We start from the raw sequence: 24,511 nt of genomic DNA, 5'->3' as shown, positions 1-24,511 counted from the left end.
GAGGATGACCCTCGGAAGGTTGCGGGGAGGGACCCGCACGCACACGAGGAGGGAATATGGCATCAACTACCAGGAGGAACTTCATTCTTTCGTCTGCCATGGCGGCGGCCTCGGCAACGGTGCTCGCGGCATGCGGGACCTCTGGCGAGGCGTCTGACGGCAAGCTGCCGGCTGCAGACTCGTACCCCATCAAGCCGGACGCCTCCGGTACCAAGGCCAAGTGGAGCGAGGAGGAGAAGGACGGCTACAACCTGATCACCCAGGAGGGCGGCGCGACCCTCTCGTACAGCCCCGAGTCAGGCCTGGGCATCATTCAGGTCGACGGCTATGCGTTCAAGGACCTCAACGGCAACGGCGTGCTCGACCTCTTTGAGGACTGGCGCCAGAGCCCCCAGGACCGCGCGGCCGCATGGGCGAAGGAGCTTTCGGTCGACGACGAGCTCCCCCTCATGCTCCATTCCTCCGTCATGGTCGAGGAGGCCAAGGACCTCTCCGCCGGCGGCGAAATGGCCGTGAGCAATCAGTTTGACCTGGGCGTTCGCACGGCGCTGAGCTTTGCCACCCAGGGTGACGGCAAGTCGCAGTCCGACTGGAACAACGCCTGCCAGGCGTACTGCGAGGCCAAGCCCAACAGCATCCCGTTCAACCTCTCGACCAACCCGCGCGACTTCGGCAAGTTCCCCACGAACCTCTCGCTGGCCGCGAGCTTCGACCCCGAGCTTGCGAAGTCCGTCGCCGACCAGATCTCCAAGTGCTACCGCGCCGTGGGCGTCACCTGCCTGCTCGGGCCGCAGATCGACATGTGCGGCGAGCCCAGGTGGAGCCGCATCACCGGCGCCTTTGGCGAGGACCCCGCGCTCTCGCGCGACCTTACGCGTGCCACCATCGACGGCCTGCAGTCCACGTACGTCGACGGCAAGGACACCGGTTGGGGAGCAGAGTCCGTCGGCACCCAGATGAAGCATTTCCCGGGTGACGGCGCCGGCGAGTCCGGCCGCGAGGCACACGGCGACTTTGGCAAGTTCAACGTCTACCCCGGCGACAACTTCAAGGCGACGCTCGTGAACTTCCTGGACGGCGGTCTCAAGCTGGACGACTCCACGGGCCAGGCCTCCGGCGTCATGACGTCGTACTCCATCGCGTACTCGAAGGACGAGGAGTACGGCGAGCTGGTCGGCTCGGCATTCTCAAAGTTCAAGATCGGCATCCTGCGCGACCAGTGCGGCTACGACGGCCTGATCTGCTCGGACTGGGGCGTGACGGACGACCCCGGCGGCTTTGTCTCCACCCCCTGGGGCGTGGCTGGCCTCACCAAGCCCGAGCGCTTCAAGAAGATCATCGACTGCGGCCTCGACCAGGTTGGCGGCGGTTCTGACCTCGAGTCGCTCAAGGAGGCCTACGACATGCTCGTGAGCGAGCTTGGGCAGGACGGCGCAGACGAGCGCATCCGCGAGTCCGCGCGGCGCATCCTCGTCACCTACTTCGAGCCCGGCCTGGTCGACAACCCCTACACCGACTCGAAGGCAGCGGTCAAGCTGCTCGAGGGTGACGAGCTTGCCGCAACTGCGCGCGATGCCGCCGACAAGTGCGTCGTCCTTCTCAAGAACGAGGGCAACGTGATCTGCGAGCGCTCCCAGAAGCCCAAGGTCTACGTGCCGGTGAAGTACACGCCTGCTCAGGCGGCCGGTGCCACGGGCAACATGGCGACGGGTGCCACGATGAAGCTCCCCCTCGATGCGACCAAGGTCGCGGACTGCCTTGACATCGTGAGCGACTCCATCGGCGACCCCACCGGCCCTGCTGACCAGGACGGGAAGCCCACCTATCAGGAGTCTGACCTCACGCGTCTCACTGCCGACCAGGTTGCGGACTGCGACTTCGCGATCGTCTTTGTCGACTCGCCTGCCACGGGCGACGGCGCAATCCCCAACGGCGACGGCTCCTACACCTACGTGCCCAAGACGCTTCAGTACCGCACCTACACGGCAGACGGAGCAAACGTGCGCAAGACCTCGATTGCGGGCGACAAGCTCGCGGATGGCAGCCAGGAGAACCGCGCGTACTTTGGTCAGTCCACGACTGCCCAGAACGAGAGCGACCTTGACTCCATCCTCGACACGGTCGAGCTCATGGCCGGCAAGCCCGTGGTGGTTGTCATCAACGCCAGCACGCCAATGGTCTTCTCCGAGTTCGAGGACAAGGTCCAGGGCATCGTGATGCACTTTGGCGCTGCCGACCTTCCGCTTGCCGACATCCTTGGCGGCAAGGTCGAGCCGAGTGGCCTCCTGCCCCTGCAGCAGCCCGCGGACATGGACACCGTCGAGGCGAACGACGAGGACGTGCCCCGCGACCTGGTGTGCCATGTCGATTCGGCGGGCAACGCCTACGACTTTGGCTTTGGCCTCGACTGGAAGGGCGTCATCGACGACGACCGCGTGACGACCTACGCCAAGGTCGCCCCGCTCACCGAGCCCCAGACCGTCTCAATCCAGCTGTAGGAACGTCTGAGCAGCCATAGCTCAGCAAGCGACGAAAAGCGCGGCACCCCATCGGTTCCGGTGGGGTGCCGCAAGAGGCGGTGCGTTGCCTACCATGCCTCTCGTGAGAAGTCCGAGAGCAGGTGCCTAATTCGATAGATGACCACGTGCTCGTCGTCGACGTAGTAGAACACCTTGAAGTTGTAGACGTTGACAGACCGGTACTCGTGAAGCACTGGCAGCGGTGGTTCAAAGTGGTAGATGGGGTGCTGCTCCGCCTCTTGGAACAGGCGCTCAAAGGCGGAGAAGAACTCGTCCTCAAGGCGCTCGACGAAGGCCTCGTCCTGATAGGTAAGTACGTAGTCCTCGAGTTTGCCGAGGTCCTTCACGGCCGCGTCGGTGAGCAGGTATTCCCTGCGCTTCACGACGTTCGTCTCGCCTTGAGGGCGGCTCGCGCCTCCTTTGCGCTCAGGAGGGTGAGGTTACCCGTCGCCTCGCTCTGCTCGGTCTCTCGAATTGCCTGCGAGAACGACCTCTCCTGCGCGCTTGCTGCGGCGTTCCAGGTGTCGTAGTCAACCATCGCCCACTTGGGGCGCCCGTTCTGGGTGAGGACAACTACCTCGCCCTCGTCGGTGAACTGGGAGACGGACTTGATGTCTGCGCGAAAGTCGCTCACGGGAACGATTCGTGGCATAGCTCTCACCTACCCGCTCTAGAAGAAATTTCTTCTATTGTAGCGATTGGAGTCTGTAGCGGCCTTCTGCCCCCCAATGCCTTCGTTCTTTAGCGATTTATTGAGAACTGAGACCGACGCTTGCCCAGGTCGCGCGAATCGCTTTTCTCAGCTTCCGCTAAAGAACGAGAGCAGGGTTCCGCGCGCAGGCACCCCTACTTCTTCTCGCCGCCCTTGCCGCTGGCCGCGCGGCGTGCCATGTCCTGCAGCTCGCCCGCGGCGTCGTTGGCCTTGCTGCGCCACTCGGTGACCTTGGTCTTGTTGTGGGCGTTCTCGTACTGGGTGGCAATGAGCAGCGCGAGTCGCATGCGCTGCTGCGGCCCCTTTGCCTCCTCGTAGTGCTTCTCCATCTCGGGAATGTGGCTTGTGTCGTTCTCGGCAAAGATCTCCCACATGAGGCGCGACTCCTCGGCCACGGGCTTCTCGGCCGTCTTCTCGATCTCCTCGAGCAGCGGCTTTGCGTCCTTGTAGCGCTCGTGCTCCATGTAGAAGCGATAGGCCTTCACCACGACCTCGCTGCGCTGGTTCTTCGACGAGCGCATGGTGAGCAGGACGTCGAACTGTCGAGACGCACCCTCGACGTCATCCTTCACGAGGTAGGCGTTGAGCTTCATATACTCCCTGTTGAACGGCGGGTAGAGCCACTTGGAGCTGGGCTTGTCGAGAAGCTCGAGCGCCTCGTCGCAGCGGCCGTCGCGCAGGAGCAGCGCAAACTTGTTGAGGCGCGTGCTGCGCATGACCTGCTCGACGATGAAGTATGCCGCTGCGGCGGCAATGAGCGCGATGGTGATGGGGTTGAAGTCCATGGGGTCTCCGCACGACGTCGGGTTACTGCAGGCAACAGTGTAGCCCCGCGATGAGACAAAGGATGAGACAAAGGGACAGTCCCTTTGTCTCATCGCGGGGCGTGGAGCGCCGGCGGGATGCGCTAGCTCCCAAATTTGCGAGCTTATCTCCCAAAATTGGGAGCTAGTCTCGCGCCAGTCGGTTGAGAGAGCTATCTTCGGTAGGGAACCTGCGGAACCCCGCTCGAGACAACGGAGAGACGGCATGGCAAAGGTCACGCTCAAGGACATAGCGCGCGAGGTGGGTCTCTCGCCCACCTCGGTGTCTCTCGTCCTCAACAACCGGCCGTGCCGCGTGAGCGAGGAGAACCGTCGCCGCATCAAGGAGGTAGCGCGGCGCAAGCACTACATCCCCAACCAGATTGCCCGCAGCCTTGTGATGCAGCAGTCGCACTCGTTTGGGCTGGTCGTGCCCAACATCCAGAGCCGCTACTTTGCCTCGCTTGCCAACAACCTCGAGGTTCTCTGCCGCGAGAGGGGCTACCTGCTCCTTATCACCAACTCCGTGGGCTCTTCCGAGAGCGATGCGGAGCTGGTCCGCCTGCTGGTGAACCGCGGCGTGGATGGCATCTTCCTTGTGGTCTCGGACGAGTTCACCACCGACAAGGAGCTGATAGACGACCTCACGCAGCTGCCCGTTCCTCTCGTGATGGTTGACCGTTTTATTGACGGAGTAAGCTGTGACCGCGTGCGCTACGACAACGAGCTTGGCGGCTACCTGGCCACGGATCACCTGCTGCGGCACGGCCACCAACACGTGGCGTGTATCATCAATCCCGATTCCAACACTGGTCGGCTGCGCCTTGCGGGCTATCGCCGCGCCCTGGGCGAGCACGGCATTGCGTTTGACCCCGGGCTGGTCTTCGAGAGCGACTACTACATTCCCGACGCCTGGCAGGCGGCCGAGGGGCTTCTCGCCACTGACGCCACGGCGGCGTTTGCAAGCAGCGACAACATTGCGCTGGGGCTGCTCAAGCGCGTGTACGAGCGTGGGCTGCGCGTGCCCGAGGACCTCTCGGTGGTGAGCTACGACAACAGTGCGGCGGACTCGCTCTTCGAGCCGGCGCTCACCTCCATCGAGCAGAACGCGCCCGCAATCTCTGAGGTCGCGGTGCAGATGATGCTTGCGAGGGTGGGGGAGCATGCTAGGGACGACGATGTGGCGGCGCCGGTCGAGCGAATCCTCACGCCGCGGCTGGTCGAGAAGGACAGCGTCCGGGCGCTGTAAGGGCGTCGAGCGACGGTGGCGCGCAGCCTTCTGGCACGAATTGACGGTTGGTGGCAGTTTTTCTCGGTACCCTAAAGTATCCGGCGGTTCGATGTTTGATAAACTGCAGGTCAGCGAATTGTTCCATCAGCAGTGACGTATAAGGAACTGAACCAAAACTGCCGCCAACCGGAAGTTGCGTTGCTGGAGACCTGGCACGGACCTGAAATCACGGCGTCTCCGTGCCCTCCCCGGTGGAGTCTAGCTCCATTTCTTAATACGGTTTCGAGCCAACTGCGGAAACGTGAAAGGCTTTTTAAACTCGTCGGAGAGGGTGACGGACGGGTCTCCGGCTGTAGGCTGGTTCGGTTGAGCTGCGAACGCGTCGCGCCGGAGGGTACGCTATCGCGGCGATTCCGTATGAGAGAGCCCTTCAGGTGTCGGAATGGCGCCGGAGGATACGTTGCAGCAGCAACTACGTACAAAAGGGCTCCTCCGGCGTCGGAATGGCGCCAGAGCGTGCGTTATCGCAGCAATCACATATGAAAGGGCTTCTCGGGCGCCATATTTACACCGGAAGGGAAGTTCTCGCAGCGGCGTCGTACAAACCACGCTTTGGGCGTCAATTGTGCAGAACTTGCGGCGCTGTCAAGATTTCTGAGTTCTTCTCGTCTAAGTAAAACGTTTTACCAACTACACTGCAGCTGTGAGTGGTAGAGACAAGTTCGTGAGCGGCAGCCGAAAGGTCTGCGCAGCGGCAGCCGAGAGGTCCGTGTGCCAGGCACTGGCGGAAAAGCCCGTGCCAAACGTCGGCCGAGCGGCTCACCAAAGAGGCGGAGCCACATGGCCCGTCAGCGAGAGGAGAAAGAATGGCTCAGCCTGTGTTGGGAACCCCATGGAAGAAGCTCGACGGCCCGGTGAGCGAGGATGAGATCGCGTGGGTCGACAAGTACTGGCGTGCCGCCAACTACCTGTCCGTCGGCCAGATCTACCTGCGCTCCAACCCCCTCATGCGCGCGGACTTCAAGAACCAGGACGGCCCCGACGGCTTCACCCGCGAGGACGTGAAGCACCGCCTCGTTGGCCACTGGGGCACCACGCCCGGCGTCAACTTCCTCTTTGGCCACGTGAACCGCCTCATCCGCGACCACCAGCAGAACGCCATCTTCCTCATGGGCCCCGGCCACGGCGGACCTGCCGGCACCGCGCAGTCCCTGCTCGACGGCACCTACCGCGAGATTCGTCCCGACATCACCAACGACGAGGCCGGCCTCCAGAAGTTCTTCCGCCAGTTCTCCTACCCCGGCGGCATCCCCAGCCACTACGCGCCCGAGACCCCCGGCTCCATCCACGAGGGCGGCGAGCTTGGCTACGTGCTCTCCCACGCGTACGGCGCGGTTCTCGACAACCCCAGCATGCTCGCGGTTGCCGTGGTGGGCGACGGCGAGGCCGAGACCGGCCCGCTTGCCACCAGCTGGCAGACGAACAAGTTCATGGACCCGCTGACCGACGGCATCGTCCTGCCGATCCTGCACCTCAACGGCTACAAGATCGCCAACCCCACGATCCTCGCCCGCATCTCCGACGGCGAGCGCGACGAGTTCTTCCGCGGCATGGGCTACCACCCGTACAACTTCGTCGCCGGCTTTGACGAGGAGGACCACGCCTCCATCCACCGTCGCTTCGCCGCGCTCCTCGAGGAGGTCTTCGACGAGATCTGCGACATCAAGCGCCGTGCGGCCGCCGGCGAGGCGTCCCGCCCGTTCTACCCGATGATCATCTTCCGCACCCCCAAGGGCTGGACCTGCCCCAAGGAGATCGACGGCAAGAAGACCGAGGGTTCCTGGCGTGCGCACCAGGTGCCCCTGGCGTCCGCCCGCGACACCGAGGCCCACTTCGAGGTCCTCAAGGGTTGGCTCGAGTCCTACGAGCCCGAGGGCCTCTTCGACGAGAAGGGCGCCATCCGTCCCGAGGTCACCGAGTTCATGCCCGAGGGCGAGCTGCGCCTTGGCGCCAACCCCAACGCCAACGGTGGCAGGCTCCTGAAGGACCTCAAGCTCCCCGAGACCTCCAAGTACGAGGTCGACGTCAAGAACGGCGGCCACGGCTTTGGCGCCACGGAGGCCACCCGCGTGCTGGGCGAGTACACGGCCGAGCTCATCAACAACAACCGCGACATGTTCCGCATCTTTGGCCCCGACGAGACGGCGTCCAACCGCCTGCAGCCGAGCTACCAGGTGACGGACAAGCAGTGGTTCAACGGCGACCTCAACGACGACCCCGCGAACGACGAGCACCTCTCGCCCGTGGGCAACGTCATCGAGCAGCTCTCCGAGCACCAGTGCGAAGGCCTTCTCGAGGGCTACATCCTCACCGGCCGCCACGGCCTGTGGTCGAGCTACGAGTCCTTCGTGCACATCGTCGACTCGATGGTCAACCAGCACTGCAAGTGGCTCGAGGCCACCGTGCGCGAGATCCCTTGGCGCAAGCCCATCTCCGGCCTCAACATGCTGCTCTCCAGCCACGTCTGGCGCCAGGACCACAACGGCTTCTCGCACCAGGACCCCGGCTTTGTCGACGTCCTTCTCAACAAGTGCTTCAACAACGACCACGTGGTGAACATCTACTACCCGGCCGACGCCAACCTGCTGCTGGCCGTGGCGGAGCGCGCCTACACCTCCACCAACTGCGTGAACGCGGTCTTCGCCGGCAAGCAGCCCGCCCCCACGTGGGTCACGCTCGACGAGGCCCGCGAGGAGCTCGCGGCCGGCGCCGCCGAGTGGAAGTGGGCGTCCACCACCGCTGACGGCGAGGAGCCCGACATTGTCCTCGGCTGCTGCGGCGACGTGCCCACGCAGGAGACCATGGCCGCGCTCGAGCTTCTCGACAAGCTGGGCGTGAAGTGCCGCCTGGTGAACGTGGTCGAGCTGCTCAAGATCCAGAACGCCTCCGAGAACGACGAGGCCCTCACCGACGAGCAGTTCGAGGCGCTCTTTACGGCCGACAAGCCCGTGCTCTTCGCCTTCCACGCCTATCCCGGCACGGTCCGCCGCCTCATCTGGGACCGCCCGAACCACGACAACTTCCACGTCCACGGCTACGAGGAGCAGGGCTCCACGACCACGCCGTACGACATGCTGCGCCTGAACCACATGGACCGCTGGGCGCTTGCCGCCGACGCGCTGCGCATCCTGGACGCCGAGAGGTGGGCCGACCAGATCGCCGAGTGGGAGCAGTTCCGCCAGGACGCCTTCCAGTTTGCCGTCGACAACGGCTACGACCACCCCGCCTTCACCGACTGGGTGTGGCACGACGCCAAGGACACCGCCGCGGCGATCAGCGCCACCAAGGCCACCGGCGGCGACAACGAGTAGCCGCTTGCTGCGCGCTCGTCTCGCATGTCTCGTCCGTCTCGCATAGCTACGCTTTAGGGCCCGTCGGCTTCGTGCCGGCGGGCCCTTCTGGTGAGCGCTTGCTGCTGTCTGCCGCTTTGTGGCTAGTCCTCGAACTCGTAGACCGTGGCGTAGAGCGGGCCCTCGCCCTCGTGCACCTCCACGATCTTCTCGACCTCCTCGGGAACCTTCGCCGTGGGGCAGGGCGCAGGGCCTGCGTACCTCACGCAGGTGCCGCAGCTGCTGCTGAGCGAGCGCGGCACGGGGGACATGCGGTTCTGCCAGCCGGTGCTCGTGAGCAGCTTGGCGTAGCGCGTGGCGCCAAAGTGCGAGTAGAAGAGGGCGATGTAGCTCTTGTCGGCCACGGTATCGCCCTACGCCTTGGTGAGGGTGAGCTTCCACCCATCTTCGGTATCCTCCACGGCCACGTCGTAGCCCTGGCTCTTGCCGAACCTGGTGACGTTCTCGCGTGCGGCCACGGCGTCGACCAGCACGGCCACGCCCTCAGGGTTGTCCTTCACGGCGTTTCTGGTGAGCACGACCGGCTCCGGGCACGAAAGCCCCTGTGCGTCGATAGTCTTCATGGCTACTCCTTTGCGGTCTTGAGGTTGGTGAAGGCAATCACGGCAACGACGACGATGCCAATCACCACGGCGATCATGCCGTTGACGGTGGGGCCGTCGCCACTGGCGGCGAGGCCAAAGTTGTGTGCGAACGCGGCGCCAACAAAGAGGCCGAGGATGGTCACGGCGCTATCGGTGTTGCCCTCGCCGGAGAGGATGAGCTGGCGCAGTGGGCAGCCGCCCAGGAGCACGCAGGCAAAGCCGGTGAGATAGAGGCCCAGGAAGTTCCACAGTCCGTCGCTGTGGGCGATGGGCTGGTTCTCGAAGCCCAGGTTGAAGTACGAGGTGCCGGTGGTGGCGGAGAAGATGAGGTTCATCGCCAGCGCGGAGACGAGCACGGCCACAAAGCCCAGGAGCAGGCGGTTCTCGCGGAAGAGAATCATGTCGCGGATGCCGCCCACCATGCAGAAGCGGGTGCGTTGGGCAAGCGCGCCCACGATGATGCCGGCGATGAGCGAGATGGCGAGAGGCGCGTGCATCGAGCCGGGGCCCTTCTCGCTAAAGAAAATGAAGGCGGGGGCAGCAACGATAAGCACCAGGAAGACGAGGGCGATTACGGGAAGGATGCTGCCCTCGGACTTGGAGACCTTACGGGTGCGGCTGAGCGAGTAGCCGCGGTTGAGGAACAACACGCCGGTGGCTATGCCGCAGACAAAGCCCACGAAGGCCACGATGGCGTTGAGGTCGCCGCCGGCGATGCGCAAGATCATGCGGAACGGGCAGCCCAGGAACATGAGGGCGCCAATCATGGCGAAGAAGCCCAGCACGAAGCGGGTCATGGGCGCGGAGCCGCCGCGGGGCGAGAACTCCTTGGTGGCCAGCGCGGCGAAGAGGCTGCCAAAGATGAGGCCGATAATCTCGGGCCTGATGTACTGGACCACCTCGGCTCGGTGAAGCCCAACGCCGCCGGCGGTGTCGCGCAGGAAGCACGCGATGCAGAAGCCCATGTTCTTGGGGTTTCCAAAGAGCACGAGCGAGGCGCCGATCACGCCCATGATGACGCCGGCAATGATCGTCATTGCCTTCTCGTTCTTGCTAAGGTTCATGTGGCACACTCCTTTCCTGACCGTCCGTGTGGGGCTGGGGACTCATATATAATTGTTTGGACTCATGAAAATTTGTTTGTTATTAGGCGAAAGGTACTGGTAGACCGATGAACGCGTATTTGGATAACGCCGCCACCACGTTCCCCAAACCAGACTGCGTGCCCCAGGCCATGTACGAGTTCATGACCACATGCGGCGCCAACGTGGGGCGAGGCTCGTATGCCAGCGCGTTTGACATCGAGGGTGTGGTGCTGGAGACCAGGGAGGCGCTCGCCGCGCTCTTTGGCGCGCCGGACGCCCGCGACATCGCTTTTACTCGGAACGTGACCGAGTCGCTCAACCTTCTCATCAAGGGGCTTCTCCACGAGGGCGACCACGTCATTGTCTCGTCCATGGAGCACAACGCGGTCATGCGGCCCCTCGTGCAGCTGGGGTCGCGTGGCGTGAGCTTCACGCGCTGCCCATGCGATGAGACGGGCATGCTCGATGTGGGTGCGCTAGCGGGGTGCCTGCAGCCAAACACGCGCGCCGTTGTCATGCTGCACGCCAGTAACGTGACGGGCACCGTGATGCCTGCGGCCAAGGTGGGGGAGTTCTGTCGTGCGCACGGGCTGGCGTTCATTCTCGACGCGGCGCAGACCGCGGGCGTGCTTCCCATAAACATGGAGGCTATGGGCATTGATGCCGTGGCGTTCACGGGTCACAAGGGGCTCCTCGGCCCGCAGGGCATTGGCGGCGTGGCGTTGACGGAGGAGCTTGCGCATCGTGTCGAGCCGCTGGTGGTTGGGGGTACGGGCTCCGTGAGCGACAAGGAGACCATCCCGAATTTCATGCCGGACCGCCTTGAGGCAGGCACGCCCAACCTGCCGGGTATCGTGGGGCTGCATGCGGCGCTGGGATGGCACGCCGCGCAGGGGAAGGGTGCCGTGCTTGCGCATGAGCTTGGCCTTACGCAGCGGTTCCTGGAGGGCTTGGAGCCGCTGGAGCGCGCGGGGCGCGTGCGCGTGTGTGGGCGCCATGACGCCGAGAAGCGCGTAGGCGTGGTTTCTCTCGCCACGCCGGGGCGTGATGAGGCCGAGGTGGCAACCCTCTTGGACGAGCTCTATCACATTAGCGTGCGCGTTGGGCTGCACTGCGCGCCCTCCGCGCACAAGACCATTGGCACCTTTCCCACAGGCACCGTGCGCTTCTCGTTTGGCTTCTTCAACACGCAGGATGACGTGGACTACGCGCTTGACGCGCTGAAGGAGCTCCTGGAGAGACGCTAGCTGTTGAAGCAGGGTGGTGGCGCGGGGTGCGCAAGCGTGGGATGTGGCTTTGGCAACAGGTGCGTCTTGCCACAGCCTGCCGCAGCCTTGCCACAGCCTGCCGCATAAGAGTAGGACACCTTGCTAGTTACCGGTACGTGGGATTCCCTTTGCGTTTCCGCAGGTTTTTGCCGAGAGGCGCGACGGGCCGGTAAGAACGGATGCAGCGCGGAGCGGCAGTGCGCCACGCTCCGCGTTCCGCGCGTGCAAGTACTTCTCGATGTGCACTTCATCCCATTCAACGCAGGCGTAATATCACGTGTAGTTATGCAAGATTGACTGCTTCGATGCAGGGATTTCCTCGCCGTTGCCGTATCCTTCTTGCATGACCGCATGAAAGGAACCAGGCATGGCGCGAAAACTTACCGACGCAGAACGTATGAACCTTGATTATCTGAGGGAGGCTCTCTGCCAAGTTCTGGAGCCCTCGCAGAAGAACAAGGCCGCGTCCGTGGCGAGCTCTCTAGTGCGCGTGCGGGGCGACGTGGTGACCGACGAGGACATCCAGCGGATCGTGGGCAAGTATGGCAAGGGCGCTCAGGTGGCGCTGACCGCGGCCATTCTCGCCGAGGCGCTCGACCCCGTGGAGGGGCAGGAGGGCGTCTACACCCTGCGTGTTCCGCCGCAGGTAGAGGACGCTGGCGAGAAGAACGAGGGCCTCGCGGACGCCACGGGTATGTCGGCAGAGAGCGAGCCCGCCCCCGCGGTGGCCGAGCCGCCCGAGGCGGCACCCACGGAGGACGATGCCGCCACAGCCAATGAGCCTGCTGCCGCGGCAGCTCCCGCGCCCGCCAATGCCCCAGAGCCCGAATCGCCCGCACAGCCCGAATCGCCCGCACAGCCCGCATCCCCCGCGCAGCCCGAATCGCCCGCGCAGCCCGAAGCCCCCGCGCAGCCCGCACCCCCCGCGCGCGCGGAGAAGCCCGGTCGCTCCTCGGCCCCGCGCACCCAGCGCGGGCGTCTGCGTCGGGTGGGGAAGGGCAGTCCCTCTCATCCCACGCAGCTCTCCGAGGTTCCCTACGTTCGCCGCGGCGGCCCCGCCGAGACCGAGGTCCGTGCCAAGATCCTCGAGCTTGACCAGCGCTTCTGGATGAACGGTTGGCTGCTCAGCCACCCCGGCGCGTACACGCTCTTCGAGCGCCAGCTCACGGCTATCAATGACGCCCTGGTAAACGGTGCGCTTCCCGGTGACATTACGCGTCGTCAGCTTGCCTACCAGATGGGTGGCGACGAGAAGTTCTTTGAGTACGGGTCCGACGGCCACAAGCTCCTGCGCGCGATGGGCATGGAGGACGTCATCCGCCACCGACCTATGCCCAAGCCTGACCTTCTCTACCACGCGCCGCGTCGTAGGAAGCACATGCGCGTGTTGGTGACCGAGAACCTCGATCCCTGGCTTGACGTGCACGACCTCATGTACGAGGAGGGTCGCACAACCATCCTGGGCGAGCGAATCCATGCCGTGGTGCTGGGCGGGGGCACGCCCATCCTCGAGCATAACCGCCTGGCGCTGCTTCTTGACACGCTGGGCGCGGACTCCGTTGAGGTCCTCTACTGGGGCGACATCGACCGAGCGGGCATCGACATCATGGTGCGTCTGCGTGACGTTTTGGGCGAGCGCTACCCCTTTGCGCCCTTCACCCCCGCCTACCAGCTCATGATTGACAAGGCTCAGGACCGCTACCCGGATCCTGCTGACAACGAGCAGACCTGCCAGGTGAACCTTGGCATGCCGGACATGTCGCTCATGTGCGAGGGCCTTACCGAGGAGGCTGCCGCCTATGCGCGCAGCGTTGTGGAGGGCTGCCGCCTGATCCCGCAGGAGATCCTCACCCGCCGCGACCTATGAGACAAAGTGAGACAAAGGGACAGTCCCTTTGTCTCATGCGAACACGAGGAGAACACCGTGAACAAGCCGCTCTTCATCGAGTACCCCAAGTGCTCTACCTGTAAGCGCGCCAAGAAGTGGCTGGACGAGCATGGCGTTGCATACGCTGACCGTCATATCGTGGAGGAGAACCCCACGGCGGCGGAGCTCGCGGAATGGCAGGCCCGCTCCGGGGTTCCTGTGCGGCGCTTCTTCAACACCAGCGGGCAGCTCTACCGGCAGCTAGGCGTGAAGGCTCAGCTGGATGCGGGGATGAGCGACGCGGACGCCTTCGACCTTCTCGCCACCAACGGCATGCTGGTCAAGCGGCCTCTGGTTGTGGGAGAGGACTTCGTGCTTGTCGGCTTCAAGGAAGCCGAGTGGTCTGAGCGCCTCCTCTAGGCGGGATTTTTATACCGGGTAATGGAATCCCGTTACCGGGTAATGGAATCCCGTTACCGGGGAGAAAAATCCCATCACGCGTGGCGAAGGATCTTCTCGAGCGGACGCCCCTTGGCCAGCTCGTCCACCAGCTTGTCCAGCACGCGTACCCGATGCATGGTGGGATCCTCCACCGCCGCTACGTCAATGCCGCAGACCTTGCCGCCCACCAGCGCCGCCGCGGGGTTGTATGCCGGCGCCTCGTCAAGCCAGGAGGCAAAGCTCACCGACCCTAGGCGCTCGTCGGCAAGCTCATCGGGCGCATAGCCGAGAAGCCACTCGATCACGGCGTACAGCTCCTCTCGGCTCCGACCCTTGCGCTCTACCTTGGCGGCGAGAAGGTCAACGTAGCGCTTGGCCGGCCCGTCCGCCTGCGCACAGACGAGCGTGACATCCACGCTCTCGCCCGGCCCCTTGCCAATGGCAGCGCGGATGTCCTTGCGAATGCCCAGCACGTAGTCGCGCCCGCCGTCATCGCGCTTGAACGCAACCACGCTTCCGTCGTAGGGCGCGCCATCAAAAGTTGCGTGCACCTTAATTCGCCCGGCGCCAAACACTCGCGGCACGTCGAGCGGCACCCGCACGAATGCGCCGTCGATGCCCTCGACCTTCTCGATTGGCGCGCTAAAGCTGTAGGTCTTCACGCCTGCTCCTCTCGGCGGCCTTGTGGGTAGTATTTTGCCCCGCGAGAAGTATACGCATGCGCCGGTGCGTCGGCTCCTCGCTGTTCCTGCGGCCCATCGCCGGCGCGGCGGCTTTCGCGGGTCCCATGTTTTCGTCGTGATATCCCGCTGGGTCAAGTTTGTTGCCATGCGGCACGCGCTGCTATGCGTCAGGCCCGCGCGTGCTATATCCAACGCATCGACGAGAGGGGAGCAACCATGGCGTTCCAGCTGCCTGCCTATCACCACCCAGATTTCTCAGCGCTTGGCTTGGACGACGCGCCCAACGTGAGGTGGGGGACCGTCGAGCAGAACGGCGTGATACCAGAGGGCTTCCACAGCACTTCAATGTACCCTGAATATTTCAAGATTGATGGCAAATGGAAGCTGGCGTCCTCTTCTCGCATGGATGCCTGCATCGTTCTGAGAGACGACGGCACCCTCCATGTGGTCACCGGCCGTCACCTCAAGCAGGGAGACCTTGTCGCCCTGGGAAGAAGCGAGGACGGCTCTGACGGAATCTACGTCCACACGGACGGCTTTGCGGACCCTGCCGCGTCCAATGGCGAGAAGTTCTCGTTCCGTCAGGGCCGCAGCCGCGAAACCGCCTACACGCGCGACTACGACGACCTCATCGAGCTGCTGAAATACGAGCGCGACCACGGGTTTGTCGAGTGGGTGATGGGCCCGGCGTTTGCGTTTGACGCGGATTCTCGTCATGCCATGCAGCGGCTGGTTGAGGAGGGCTACGTGGACGCGCTCTCCGGTGGCAACGCCCTTGCCACGCAGGACCTCGAGGGCGCCATGTTCCACACCGCGCTTGGCCAGGACATTCGCACGCAGCAGAGCATGCCAAACGGTCACTACAACCACTTGGATACCATCAACCGCGTGCGGCGGTCCGGATCGATCGCGCAGTTTGTTGATGACTATGACCTGCACGACGGCATCATGTACGCGTGCGTGAAGAAGAACGTCCCGTTCCTGCTAGCTGGGTCGATTCGCGATGACGGCCCGCTGCCCGAGACCATCGCGGACGTGTACGAGTCCCAGCACCAGATTCGCGTGCTCTCCCGCAAGGCCACGACGGTCATCTGCATGGCCACCATGTTGCACACGATTGCGACCGGCAACATCACTCCCAGCTATCACGTCGACGACGATGGCACCGTACGGCCGGTCTTCATCTATGCCGTCGACGCCTCGGAGTTTGTAGTAAACAAGCTGCACGATCGGGGGAGCCTCTCGGCAAAGACGATCGTCACCAACGTGCAGGACTTCATCTTCATCGTGGCCAAGGGCCTTGGGGTGATCTAGTGAGACAAGGGGACAGTCCCTTTGTCTCATTGGGGATAGCGCTGCAGTCGGAGTGAGACAAAGGGACTGTCCCTCTGTCTCATTGTGGAGCGCGTGTGACACTCGGGCAGTGGCAAGCACGCCGAGAAATAACTACTCACACTGTGCAATACTTCACACGGCGTGAATTAGTTCTCACTGTGTGAAGAAATGGGGGGCCAGGGCTTGAGCCAAAACGTCAGCGACGTTTCGCCGGCCGCACGCGATGTCCAACCGGCCGCAAGCGCAGAGGACACCCCGCAGGTCACGGACCGTCGCACGCGTCGCACGCGCCTCGCGCTCCGGGACGCGCTTGCGGAGGAGATATCCGCCACGGGCGACCTCTCTCGTGTCACGGTGACCGCTGTGACCAGCCGCGCGGGCGTCACGCGTCGCACGTTCTACTCGCACTACAAGGACATCCCGGACCTCGTGAACTGCATCGAGAAGGAAACGGTCGCGGAGCTCCGTCCGCTGGTGGCGCAACTTGCCAGCGTGCATCTCGACCAGCTCGCGGATGCCATAAATCACCAGGAGCCCTGCCCCGGCTCGCAGGAAGTGCTCTCCTACTTCAAGAAGCGTGGCTCGTACCTGCGCCCGCTTCTGGGCGAGGGTGGAGACCCGGCCTTCTCGCAGTGCATTCGCTCCATGGTCCACGAGGTCGTGGCCGGCCGCGCGCTCGACGGCATCGACCTGCGCGCTGTGGGCGCCTTCTTTGACTACTACCTCACCTTTGCGATATCTGCCGAGGTCGGCGTGCTTCTCCGCTGGCTCGAGGGCGGCATGCGCGAGAGCGTGCGCACCATGGCTCGCATCATGACCGCCCTCATGTTCGTGCGCCCCGGCGACCTGTACGACAGCCCCATAGAGCTCGACCTGCCCAGCTTTGCGCTGGCAGTCATGCTTCCCGACGAGGAGGACAACAACTGATGACCGAGAACAACGCAACTGCAGAGCCGCTCGAACTCACCGAGAACGGCGCGGAGCTCTATCCCGCAACGCCGCAGGACTTCACCGGCGCCGACCTGCGCCTGGGCATCGACGTGGGCTCGACCACGGTCAAGCTTGCCGTCATCGACGCCTCGGGGAACCTGGTCTACGCCAACTACGAGCGCCACCACACCGACATCCGCGCCACGGCCAAGGAGCTCTTCGCGGGCGCCCAGCGCGTGGTGGGCAACGTCCCCATGCGCGTCTCGATTACCGGCTCCGGCGGCATGCTGCTTGCCAAGTGGCTCGACCTCGAGTTTGTCCAGGAGGTCATCGCGTCCAAGCGCGCCGTGGAGGCCCTCATCCCGCAGACCGACGTCGCCATCGAGCTTGGCGGCGAGGACGCCAAGATCATCTACTTTGACAACGGCATCGAGCAGCGCATGAACGGCACCTGTGCCGGCGGCACGGGCGCCTTCATCGACCAGATGGCAACCCTGCTCAAGACCGACGCCATGGGCCTGAACGAGCTGGCCAAGGGCGCCACGCAGATCCACCCCATCGCCAGCCGCTGCGGCGTCTTTGCCAAGTCCGACGTCCAGCCGCTGCTCAACGAGGGTGCCCGCCCCGAGGACGTGGCCGCCTCCATCTTCCAGGCCGTGGTCACGCAGACCGTCTCGGGCCTGGCATGCGGCCACCCCATCAAGGGCTACGTGGCATTTCTCGGCGGGCCCCTCCAGTACCTCTCCGAGCTGCGCCGCCGCTTCTACATCACGCTCGACCTCGACGAGGAGCACCGCGTGGTTCCCACTAACGCGCACCTCTTCGTGGCCACCGGCGCCGCGCTGGCGGGCGAGTCCGAGAAGCGCGTGTCCTTTGCCGAGGTCATCCACTCGCTCGAGCAGCTGAGGGACGTCCAGGGCTCCGAGGTCCAGCGCCTGGACCCGCTCTTTGCCACCGAGGAGGACTACAAGGAGTTCAAGGAGCGCCACAACAAGGAGGTCGTGCCCAAGGGCGACCTGGCCAGCCACCGCGGCCGCGTCTTCATTGGCATCGACGCCGGCTCCACCACCATGAAGTGCGCCGTGGTGGGCGAGGACGGCGAGCTTCTCTACACCTGGTACGGCAACAACAACGGTGACGTCCTGGGTACCGCGCGCCACATCATGGACGGCATCTACGACGCCATGCCCGAGGGCACGACCATCGGCCACGTGACCACCACCGGCTACGGCGAGGGCATCCTCATCGAGGCCCTGCGCGCGGACTCCGGCGAGATCGAGACCGTCGCCCACCTGCGCGGCGCGAAGGCCTTCGTCCCCGGCGTCGAGTTCATTCTCGACATCGGCGGCCAGGACATGAAGTGCCTCCAGGTGCGCAACGGCGTCATCGAGCACATCATGCTCAACGAGGCCTGCTCCTCGGGCTGCGGGTCGTTCATCGAGAGCTTCGCCAAGTCCATGGACATGAGCGTCCAGGAGTTCGCGAAGGTCGCCGTGACCGCAAAGGCCCCCGTTGACCTGGGCAGCCGCTGCACCGTCTTCATGAACTCCCGCGTCAAGCAGGCGCAGAAGGAGGGCGCGACCATTGGCGACGTGGCCGCGGGCCTCTCGTACTCCGTGATCAAGAACGCCCTCTTCAAGGTAATCAAGCTGCGTGACTTTGACGAGATTGGCACGTACTGCGTGGTCCAGGGCGGCACCTTCATGAGCGACGCCACCCTGCGCGCCTTCGAGCTGCTCACCGGCCGCCAGGTCATCCGCCCCGACATCGCCGGCTGCATGGGCGCCTACGGCGCGGCCCTTCTCGCCCGTGACCGCGCGGGCGCCACGGGAACCTCGACGGTCCTCTCGCGCGAGGACATCGACAACCTCAAGGTCAAGCACACCAACGTCCACTGCGGGCGCTGCGCAAACAACTGCCTGCTCACGATCAACGACTTTGGCGGCGGCCACCGCTTCATCACGGGCAACCGCTGCGAGAAGGGTGCGGGCCGCTCGGGCAAGACCAAAAACGACGCCCCCAACCTCTTCGAATTCAAGAACAAGTTGCTGTTCGACCGCCCCTGCCTGGACGCAGAGACCGCGCCGCGCGGCACGGTGGGCATCCCCCGCGCGCTCAACATGTACGAGAACTACCCCTTCTGGCACGCATTCTTCACCAAGCTGGGCTTCTCGGTGATGATCTCTGACCAGACGTCCTCGAAGACCTACGACGCCGGCATCGAGTCCATGCCCTCCGAGTCCGCGTGCTATCCGGCAAAGCTGAGCCACGGCCACATCATGAACCTGCTTGCCAAGGACCCGGACTTCATCTGGATGCCCTGCATCCGCTGGGAGCGCAAGGAGGATGACACCGCCACCAACCACTACAACTGCCCCATCGTGATGAGCTACCCGCAGGCGCTGGGGCTCAACGTGGACGAGCTCTCGGACCCCAGTGTGGAATACCTTGCGCCCTTCGTTCCGTATGACGACAAGCGCGAGCTCAAGCGCCGCCTGTACGAGATCATCTCGGTCCAGCGCGAGCAGGACGCCGCCAAGGGCAAGGGACGCTTCCACGGGCAGCACATCACCCGCGCAGAGATCGACGAGGCCGTGAACGTTGCCTGGCAGGCCGACATCGACTTCAAGAACGCCATGCACCGCGCCGGCGACGAGGCCCTGGCCTGGATGGAGGAGCACAACGCCCACGGCATCGTGCTGGCAGGGCGCCCCTATCACAACGACCCCGAGATCAACCACGCCATCCCCGAGCTGGTTCACTCCTTTGGCTTTGCGGTGCTCACCGAGGACTCTGTGGCGCACAAGATGAGCCCCGAGCGCCCCATCCGCGTGGTTGACCAGTGGATGTTCCACAGCCGCCTCTACCGTGCCGCCCGCTTTGTGGCCACCCGCAACGACCTCGACCTCATCCAGCTCTTCTCGTTTGGCTGCGGCCTTGACGCCCTTACAACCGACCAGGTCCAGGAGATCCTCGAGGCCTCCGGCAAGATCTACACGGTGCTCAAGATCGACCAGGTCTCCAACCTTGGTGCCGCCCGCATCCGCATCCGCTCGCTTATGGCGGCCCTGAAGGAGCAGCAGGAGCAGCTTGAGGAGAAGACCGCCGAGGGCGAGGCCAAGGAGGTCGAGCCCGTGGGCGTGCACCTTGCCGACGGCTCTCTTGAGCGCGCCCGCAAGACCGACCTCTCGCGCCGCACGCCCGTGTATCGCGAGGCCAAGAGCGCTGCCTTCCAGAAGGTGCGCTATACCAAGGAGATGCAGGACGCGCACTACACCATCCTCGCGCCGCAGATGAGCCCCGTGCACTTTGAGCTGGCCGAGGCGGTCCTTCGTGACTACGGCTACAACCTGGTGCTTCTCCCGTCCGTTGACCAGGGCGCCGTTGACGCGGGCCTGAAGTACGTGAACAACGACATCTGCTACCCGTCCATCCTCACGGTGGGCCAGATCATGGAGGCCATCGAGAGCGGCAAGTACGACCTCTCGCACACGGCCGTCCTCATCTCGCAGACGGGCGGTGGCTGCCGAGCTACCAACTACATCGCCCTCATCCGCAAGGCGCTGCGCGAGAGCGGTCACCCCGACATCCCCGTGATCTCGATCAACATGGCCACGGGCCTGGACGAGGACAACCCCGGCTGGTCCATCAAGGACCCGGCCCTTCTCACCAAGGCCATCTACATCCTGCTCTACGGCGACCTCATGATGCAGTGCGTCTATCGCACGCGTCCGTACGAGGCCGAGAAGGGCTCGGTCAACGCGCTGCACGACAAGTACATGGCGCGCATGAAGGCAGCAGTGCACACGCTCAACAAGCGCAGCTTCGAGCAGATTTGCCAGGAGACCATCACGGCCTTCGACCAGGTGCCGCTCGTGAACGACCGCTCCAAGCCGCGCGTGGGCGTGGTGGGCGAGATTCTCGTCAAGTTCCACCCCACGGCCAACAACCAGCTGGTCAAGGTCATCGAGGCCGAGGGTTGCGAGGCCAACGTGCCCGGCCTTGTCGACTTCTTCCTCTTTGGCCTCACGAGCCCCATCAACATGAAGGGCGAACTTGGCTCCAAGGCCTCAAAGCGCCTCACGCACATGGCGGGCATCAAGCTCATCGAGGCGGCGCGCAAGCCCATGGACCGCATGCTGGCGAAGTCCTCGCGCTTCGAGCCGTACGAGGACATCTTTGAGCTTGCCGAGAAGGCCGAGCAGGTCCTGTCGCTCTGCAACACCATGGGCGAGGGCTGGCTGCTCACGGCCGAGATGGTAGACCTCATCGAGCACGGCACGCCCAACATCGTGTGCGCGCAGCCCTTCGCGTGCCTGCCCAACCACGTGGTGGGCAAGTCCGTGATTAAGCGCCTGCGCCAGATGCACCCCGAGAGCAACATCGTGGCCGTCGACTACGATCCCGGCGCCTCCGAGGTGAACCAGCTCAACCGCATCAAGCTGATGATCAGCGTGGCCAAGGAGAACTACCGCAATGACCACTCGCGCGGGTTCCGCCTGGAGAACCCCAATGACCCCACGGTGAACGACGCCGTGGCGCCGTACGTGGACGAGTCGCGCTACCACCACGATTCCATCGTGAACGAGGGTGGCGTGGGGCACGGCGTGCCGGCGATTCACCTCTCGGACGAGCAGCTCGCCCAGATCGAGGACGCCAAGCGCCGGGCTGGCGTGATCAAGTAGCGCGGGATTCTTTTGCCCGGCAACGGGATTCCATTACCGGGTAATGGAATCCCGTTGCCGGGTAACTTAATCCCGCAACCGAGAGGAGAAATCACATCGTGCTCAAGCTCGTCTTTGTCGATATGGACGATACCTTCCTCACACCCGAGAAGACCATCACGCCGCTCAACCGCCAGGCCCTCGACCTTGCGTACGAGCGGGGCATCCAGTTTGTGCCGTGCACCGGCCGCAACCACACCGGCCTTCCGGAGGAGTTGGTGCGCCATCTCAGCGTGCGCTATGCCGTGTGCTGCAACGGGGCAATCGTTCGCGATCTGCGCGAGAACCGCAACCTGCGTGAGGTCACGCTCGACCACGCACTTGTCCACGACCTCTGGCACCAGCTCGAGGCACGCGAGGTGACCTTTGACCTCTTTGCCGACGGCGGCGTCTTCACGGCGCGCGACCGCTGGCACATCATCGACGAGATGGACGTCTCCGAGGCCACCCGCTATGTGGTGACCTCCGTGCGCACCTGCTGCGACAAGAGCGTGGACCAGATGATCGACGCGGTGGGCTCCATCTGCCGGGTGAACGTCTTCTACCTCAACGAGAATGACAAACGCGCCGTGTGGGAGGCCGTGGACGCGCGCCCGGAGCTCACGCGTGCGTCGTCGCTGCCCTGCAACGTCGAGATTACCCACGCAGGTGCCGACAAGGGCGCAGGCCTCACGTGGCTCTGCCACTACCTTGGCTTCTCGACCGCAGATGCCGTTGCCTTTGGCGACTCGTCAAACGACATCGCCATGCTGCGCGCCGCCGGTGACGGCGTGGCCATGGCAAACGCCACCCCGGAATGCCTGGCCGCGGCGGATCACGTGACGGCAGGCTGCAAGGACTCCGGTGTGGCGCGCTACCTCATGGGGGAGGGAAAGCCCCTCTTCGTGGGGGCGTAGGCCTCTCTGCGCTTCTCGGCTACAGCGCTGCGCCGGGCACCCTCGGCGCCCCTCTCCGCAAGGGTGTAGACTTTCGGCTGGTGAGCAAAACGGCCCGCACGCGGCGGGCCACCACACGGCAATCCGAAAGGAAGACCGCATGAGCGACGTTCTCGAGCGCTTCCTGCGCTACGTGCAGGTTGATTCCCCCTCCGACCCGGACAACGAGGAGGAGGTGCCCTCGAGCCCTCTGGAGCACGGCATGGCGCGACTCCTGGCGGACGAGCTTTCCGCCATGGGCTGTCAGGACGTGAGTGTGGACGAGCACGCCTACGTGCTGGGTACCGTTCCCGCCTCCGCCGGCGCCGAGAACCTCCCCGCCCTCTGCCTGTGCTCGCACCTTGATACCACGGCCGACGCCCCCTCGCTGGGCGTGCGCCCGCACGTGGTGCGCTACGAGGGCGGCAGCCTCGTGGCGGGTGTCGTTGACGGCCAGACCATCGAGACCACGCCCGAGCAGGTGCCGGATCTCGCGGGCTTTGTGGGCAAGGACATCGTGTGCTCCGACGGCTCGACGCTCCTCGGCGCGGACGACAAGGCCGGCATCGCCGAGATCTGCGCGCTGGCGGCTCGTCTCCTCAAGGATCCGTGCATCCCGCACCCCACGCTCAAGCTGGCCTTTGTTCCCGACGAGGAGATTGGCCACGGAGCCGCGCTGCTCGACCTTGAGAAGCTCGGCGCGGCCTGGGGCTACACGGTTGACGGCGAGGCGCTGGGCGAGTTCAACTACGAGACGTTCAACGCCGCCGAGGCCCTGGTGCGCGTGCGTGGCGTGATGGTGCATCCGGGCTCGGCCAAGAACGTGATGGTGAACGCCATCACGGTTGCCGCCGAGTTCGATCAGCTGGTGCCCGCTGCCGAGAGGCCCGAGCACACCAGCGGTCGCGAGGGCTTCTTCCACCCCACGGTGATTCGCGGCACGGCGTCCGAGGTCACACTCTCCTACATCGTGCGCGACCACGACTCGCGGATCTTCTCGCAGCGCCAGCAGACGCTCAAGGACATCGCTGCGTTCCTGAACAAGCGCTACGGCGAGGGAACCGTCAGCGTGACCTTGCACGAGCAGTACCGCAACATGGCCGAGGCCTTTGGCGACTGTCCCTTCCTCATCGACAATGCCCTTGCCGCAAACCGCGAGGCAGGTGTGGAGCCGCAAGTCATCGCCGTGCGCGGCGGCACCGATGGCTCGCAGCTCTCGCTGCGCGGCCTGCCGTGCCCCAACATCGCCACCGGTGGCTACAACGCGCACTCGGTGCGCGAGTTCATCCCCGCGTCCTCGCTGGAGACCACGGTCGACATCCTGCAGAACCTTGTTGCCAAGTTCGCCGTACCGCAGACGGCCGGCGATCGGGCGCCCGTGCCTCAGGCGGCGCGATGAGCCCCCAGGTGGCAGATCTCTTCTCGGTGGCCGCCGCCGTGCTGCCTGTGCTGGCCTGCCTTGTCGAGTGGGCCGGCAGCGTTGGCATCTCGGAGCGTCACCACAGCCACCACGACACCTACGTAATCTCCTCGGCGCTCTCGCGTTCGCTGGCGTTTGCGATGGTACTCATGGGGGCCATTGGGCTCATGCTGGGCTGGCTCTGCGACGTGGGCGGCTTTGGCGCCAGCGCGGACGTGGTGGTGCCGTTCTTCTCGTCATTCGTGATCGTGGTCTTTGTGCTGTGGGCGTTCATGCGGCGCTACCGCGTCTCGCTCTACGACGACTTCATGGACGTGCGGCCCTACATTGGCCACATGCGCACCGTGAAGTACGACCAGATCGAGCGCATGGAGTGGACTGGTGTGCGCTGCGGGACGGGCTTTAGGAGCCTCGTGATTTACCCACCGGGGGAGCACCCAGTGAAGCTGCCGGGCGTGCTCGACCTGGAGCACATCCTCGTGCGCATCGACCGCGATGACGCGTTGGTTGGTGGCATGCCACAGCGGCGCTAGCTGGGGGTCTCTCGCCTGCGCGCGGCGCCGCCCCCATGGCAGCAGCTTTCGC

General features: G+C 64.5%; 19 protein-coding genes. 12 read left to right on the top strand and 7 right to left on the bottom strand.

Going from position 1 to position 24,511, the window contains the following annotated elements; translation table 11 throughout:
- Window positions 1–56 precede the first annotated feature (56 nt).
- Window positions 57–2,498 (top strand): glycoside hydrolase family 3 N-terminal domain-containing protein, encoded by a 2,442-nt coding sequence (locus tag NVS32_RS00570; protein WP_258498293.1) that lies wholly within the window; start codon window positions 57–59, stop codon window positions 2,496–2,498.
- 89 nt (window positions 2,499–2,587) lie between these two features.
- Here NVS32_RS00570 and NVS32_RS00565 read toward each other — a convergent pair whose 3' ends face one another.
- The 3 genes from NVS32_RS00565 to NVS32_RS00555 form a co-directional block, all read right to left on the bottom strand.
- Window positions 2,588–2,902, bottom strand: coding sequence for a type II toxin-antitoxin system RelE/ParE family toxin (locus NVS32_RS00565; RefSeq protein ID WP_258498291.1), 315 nt, complete (start codon window positions 2,900–2,902; stop codon window positions 2,588–2,590).
- Window positions 2,899–3,171, bottom strand: coding sequence for a type II toxin-antitoxin system prevent-host-death family antitoxin (locus NVS32_RS00560; protein ID WP_258498290.1), 273 nt, complete (start codon window positions 3,169–3,171; stop codon window positions 2,899–2,901). Before NVS32_RS00560 ends, NVS32_RS00565 begins: the two co-directional genes overlap by 4 nt.
- Window positions 3,172–3,365: 194 nt before the next feature.
- Window positions 3,366–4,016, bottom strand: coding sequence for a hypothetical protein (locus NVS32_RS00555; RefSeq protein ID WP_258498289.1), 651 nt, complete (start codon window positions 4,014–4,016; stop codon window positions 3,366–3,368).
- Between the two features lie 244 nt (window positions 4,017–4,260).
- On the opposite strand from NVS32_RS00555, the gene NVS32_RS00550 reads away from it, so the two are divergent.
- Together NVS32_RS00550 and NVS32_RS00545 are read left to right on the top strand one after the other, a co-directional pair.
- Window positions 4,261–5,283, top strand: a complete 1,023-nt coding sequence (locus NVS32_RS00550) for a LacI family DNA-binding transcriptional regulator (protein ID WP_258498288.1) — start codon at window positions 4,261–4,263, stop codon at window positions 5,281–5,283.
- A gap of 848 nt (window positions 5,284–6,131) precedes the next feature.
- Window positions 6,132–8,636, top strand: a complete 2,505-nt coding sequence (locus tag NVS32_RS00545) for a phosphoketolase (protein WP_258498287.1) — start codon at window positions 6,132–6,134, stop codon at window positions 8,634–8,636.
- 122 nt (window positions 8,637–8,758) lie between these two features.
- Here the strand turns inward: NVS32_RS00545 and NVS32_RS00540 are convergent, their stop codons facing one another.
- The 3 genes from NVS32_RS00540 to yedE are packed head-to-tail and all read right to left on the bottom strand — an operon-like array spanning window position 8,759 to window position 10,323.
- Window positions 8,759–9,019 (bottom strand): putative Se/S carrier protein, encoded by a 261-nt coding sequence (locus NVS32_RS00540; protein ID WP_258498286.1) that lies wholly within the window; start codon window positions 9,017–9,019, stop codon window positions 8,759–8,761.
- Window positions 9,020–9,028: 9 nt separating this feature from the next.
- Window positions 9,029–9,238 (bottom strand): sulfurtransferase TusA family protein, encoded by a 210-nt coding sequence (locus NVS32_RS00535; protein ID WP_258498285.1) that lies wholly within the window; start codon window positions 9,236–9,238, stop codon window positions 9,029–9,031.
- 2 nt (window positions 9,239–9,240) lie between these two features.
- Window positions 9,241–10,323 (bottom strand): YedE family putative selenium transporter, encoded by a 1,083-nt coding sequence (gene yedE / locus NVS32_RS00530; protein WP_258498284.1) that lies wholly within the window; start codon window positions 10,321–10,323, stop codon window positions 9,241–9,243.
- 107 nt (window positions 10,324–10,430) lie between these two features.
- On the opposite strand from yedE, the gene NVS32_RS00525 reads away from it, so the two are divergent.
- From NVS32_RS00525 to NVS32_RS00515, 3 genes are all read left to right on the top strand, one after another.
- A complete protein-coding gene (locus tag NVS32_RS00525; RefSeq protein ID WP_258498283.1) occupies window positions 10,431–11,591 on the top strand; it encodes an aminotransferase class V-fold PLP-dependent enzyme in 1,161 nt (386 codons plus the stop codon).
- Between the two features lie 388 nt (window positions 11,592–11,979).
- The gene (locus NVS32_RS00520; RefSeq protein ID WP_258498282.1) at window positions 11,980–13,479 is read left to right on the top strand and encodes a Wadjet anti-phage system protein JetD domain-containing protein; all 1,500 of its coding nucleotides are present in this window, start codon (window positions 11,980–11,982) and stop codon (window positions 13,477–13,479) included.
- 57 nt (window positions 13,480–13,536) lie between these two features.
- The gene (locus NVS32_RS00515; RefSeq protein ID WP_258498281.1) at window positions 13,537–13,899 is read left to right on the top strand and encodes an arsenate reductase family protein; all 363 of its coding nucleotides are present in this window, start codon (window positions 13,537–13,539) and stop codon (window positions 13,897–13,899) included.
- Between the two features lie 74 nt (window positions 13,900–13,973).
- Here the strand turns inward: NVS32_RS00515 and NVS32_RS00510 are convergent, their stop codons facing one another.
- Window positions 13,974–14,582, bottom strand: coding sequence for a DUF2200 family protein (locus tag NVS32_RS00510; RefSeq protein WP_258498280.1), 609 nt, complete (start codon window positions 14,580–14,582; stop codon window positions 13,974–13,976).
- Between the two features lie 237 nt (window positions 14,583–14,819).
- Between NVS32_RS00510 and NVS32_RS00505 the strand changes: the two genes are divergently transcribed.
- The 6 genes from NVS32_RS00505 (at window position 14,820) to NVS32_RS00480 (ending at window position 24,459) form a co-directional block, all read left to right on the top strand.
- Window positions 14,820–15,917 carry a putative NPN-dependent ornithine cyclodeaminase gene (locus NVS32_RS00505; protein ID WP_258498279.1) on the top strand — a complete coding sequence of 366 codons (1,098 nt, stop codon included), beginning with the start codon at window positions 14,820–14,822 and terminating at the stop codon, window positions 15,915–15,917.
- A 204-nt stretch (window positions 15,918–16,121) separates the two neighbouring features.
- Window positions 16,122–16,865, top strand: coding sequence for a TetR/AcrR family transcriptional regulator (locus NVS32_RS00500; RefSeq protein WP_258498278.1), 744 nt, complete (start codon window positions 16,122–16,124; stop codon window positions 16,863–16,865).
- Entirely contained in the window at window positions 16,865–21,553 is a 4,689-nt protein-coding gene (locus NVS32_RS00495) for a 2-hydroxyacyl-CoA dehydratase (RefSeq protein WP_258498277.1), read from the top strand. The genes NVS32_RS00500 and NVS32_RS00495 overlap by 1 nt, the downstream gene beginning before the upstream one ends.
- A 98-nt stretch (window positions 21,554–21,651) precedes the next feature.
- Window positions 21,652–22,488: a Cof-type HAD-IIB family hydrolase gene (locus NVS32_RS00490; RefSeq protein ID WP_258498273.1), complete on the top strand. Its 837-nt coding sequence runs from the start codon at window positions 21,652–21,654 to the stop codon at window positions 22,486–22,488.
- Window positions 22,489–22,627: 139 nt separating this feature from the next.
- Window positions 22,628–23,905: a peptidase T gene (pepT, locus tag NVS32_RS00485; RefSeq protein ID WP_258498271.1), complete on the top strand. Its 1,278-nt coding sequence runs from the start codon at window positions 22,628–22,630 to the stop codon at window positions 23,903–23,905.
- Window positions 23,902–24,459 (top strand): hypothetical protein, encoded by a 558-nt coding sequence (locus NVS32_RS00480; RefSeq protein ID WP_258498269.1) that lies wholly within the window; start codon window positions 23,902–23,904, stop codon window positions 24,457–24,459. The genes pepT and NVS32_RS00480 overlap by 4 nt, the downstream gene beginning before the upstream one ends.
- Window positions 24,460–24,511 lie beyond the last annotated feature (52 nt).

Source organism: Tractidigestivibacter montrealensis (assembly GCF_024741235.1).
GTDB classification, from domain to species: Bacteria; Actinomycetota; Coriobacteriia; order Coriobacteriales; family Atopobiaceae; genus Tractidigestivibacter; species Tractidigestivibacter montrealensis.
This window is presented reverse-complemented; position numbering and strand designations above follow the sequence as displayed.